Consider the following 1,784-nt stretch of genomic DNA (forward strand, 5'->3'; position numbering starts at 1 on the left):
CGCTGACCGTCACCGGCACGGCCGGCCCGTTCGCCGGCACCGGCGCCACCGGCGGCACCATCACCATCGCGGGCGATGCCGGCGATTACGCCGGCGGCGCGGTCTACGCGGCCAAGGCCGGGCTCGACGGCGCGACGCTGGTCATCAAGGGCACCGCCGGCCGCCATCTCGGCGACCGCATGCGGCGCGGGCTGATCCTGGTCGAGCGCGCGGGCGATTACGCCGGCTCGCGGATGATCGCCGGCACGATCGCCGCCGGGTCCGTCGGCGACGACGCCGGCTACGGCATGCGCCGCGGCACGCTCCTCCTCGGCAGCCACGGGCGCCTGACGCCGACCTTCGTCGAGACCGGCGAGCACGACCTCGTCTTCCTGCGGCTGCTGGCGCGCTCGCTCAAGACCCTGAGCCCGCGCCACGCCGAGATCGCCGCCGGCCCGCTGCGGCGCTATTCCGGCGACCTCGCGACGATTGCCAAGGGCGAGATCTGGGCGGCGGCCTGAGAGCCGCTCCTGCCTCCCCTCGCAGTGGGGGGGGGAGGCAGGCTCACGTGCCGTCCTCGCCGCAGCACTTCCCACGGACCTCGGCGTCGTCTTAAGATCCTCTCAACCCGGCCGCGGAGCCGGGACCCTGCGAGGACGTCCTGCCGATGCTGATCCTGCTGTCCGCCTGCCTGCTGTCGCAACCGACGCAGTGCCACGACGACCAGATCCCGATGTCCTACGAGGGCAGCAACCCGTTCATCTGCCTGCGCCACGCCCAGAGCGTCCTCGCCGAATGGCAGGCGGCGCACCCCGACCTCCACGTCGCGAAGTGGCGCTGTGCCGTGCGCGGCACGGTGCCGAAGGACCTGTGACCGCCGCGGATCGAAGCTGAACGGATCCCGACGCGTCCGCTCGCGAACGGTTCAGCCTCCCTCGATCATCCTCCGGGCTTCGATGGCCGCCGGCCACGCATTGCGCGAGGACATGTCGTGTCGCTCCACCGTTTCCGTCTTGCCGGGCTCTGCGCGCTCGTCCTCGCGGGCCAAGCCTCCGTCGGCGCCGCACGGGCCGCGGATTTCGACGGGCCCTATCCGCCGCCGCACCCGGAATACGGCGGCTACGCCCACCGGGAGCCGCCCCCGCCCGAGCCGGCCTTCCGCCGCCCGCGCTTCACCGCCGGCCCGGATTTCGAGCCGCCCGAGCGCTGCCGCAGCTTCGTGAAGCGCCGCATCGACGCCTATGGCGAGGAGGTGGTGCGCCGTGTCCGGGTCTGCGACGAGCCGGGCGGATACGATGACGGCCCCCGTCGCCCGGTCGTCTTCGATCACCCGCCGCGGCCGCCGGTCGACATCCCGGATCGCGATTGGGGCGGCCCGCGCTGGTAGCCCGGGGGGCGAGGACGCCCCCGCCTGAGATGAATGAGATCTCCGTGGCGGAAAACGCGACGTCCCGCCGTGTCGACGATCATCCTGCGATCCAGGGATCACGGGATCGACGTCACGCCCGGACCGGCGCCTTCTTGAGGGCGGCGGCGAAGGCCTTCAGCTGGCGGTTCAGGTCCGCCAGCTCGTTCAGCGCGATCGTCTTGTGCCCGTCCTTGACGGCACGCTCGATGTCCTCGACCTGCGAGGCGGCGAGGCGCCGGATTGCGGTGGCGACTTGGTCACGGGTCAACGGCGCCTCTCCCGGCACGACGCATGAGGGATGCTCGGTGATAGGTCGACAGGCTTAACCGTTGGTGTGCGGGCCTCCTCGCGCGCGGGCCCGCATCAGTCGTCCGGCGCGGTCGGCGGGGGCGGCGCC

General features: G+C 72.6%; 3 protein-coding genes and 1 pseudogene. 3 read left to right on the forward strand and 1 reads right to left on the reverse strand.

Annotated features, from left to right (window positions below):
- The 3 genes and pseudogenes from FV223_RS26655 to FV223_RS26665 all read left to right on the forward strand — a co-directional run.
- Positions 1-500, forward strand: a pseudogene (locus FV223_RS26655) (formylmethanofuran dehydrogenase subunit C); the annotation flags it as partial.
- 146 nt (positions 501-646) lie between these two features.
- Positions 647-853: a hypothetical protein gene (locus FV223_RS26660; protein ID WP_147729737.1), complete on the forward strand. Its 207-nt coding sequence runs from the start codon at positions 647-649 to the stop codon at positions 851-853.
- 117 nt (positions 854-970) lie between these two features.
- A complete protein-coding gene (locus FV223_RS26665) occupies positions 971-1,366 on the forward strand; it encodes a hypothetical protein (RefSeq protein WP_147729738.1) in 396 nt (131 codons plus the stop codon).
- Positions 1,367-1,478: 112 nt separating this feature from the next.
- Here FV223_RS26665 and FV223_RS30920 read toward each other — a convergent pair whose 3' ends face one another.
- Positions 1,479-1,655, reverse strand: coding sequence for a hypothetical protein (locus tag FV223_RS30920; RefSeq protein ID WP_187274652.1), 177 nt, complete (start codon positions 1,653-1,655; stop codon positions 1,479-1,481).
- Positions 1,656-1,784: the final 129 nt, after the last annotated feature.

This window comes from Methylobacterium sp. WL116 (genome assembly GCF_008039455.1).
In the GTDB taxonomy this organism is placed as follows: domain Bacteria; phylum Pseudomonadota; class Alphaproteobacteria; order Rhizobiales; family Beijerinckiaceae; genus Methylobacterium.

Bases quoted from the DNA above. Each gene is read 5' to 3' on its own strand.
- FV223_RS26660 (WP_147729737.1), top strand. From the start codon at position 647: ATGCTGATCCTGCTGTCCGCCTGCCTGCTGTCGCAACCGACGCAGTGC.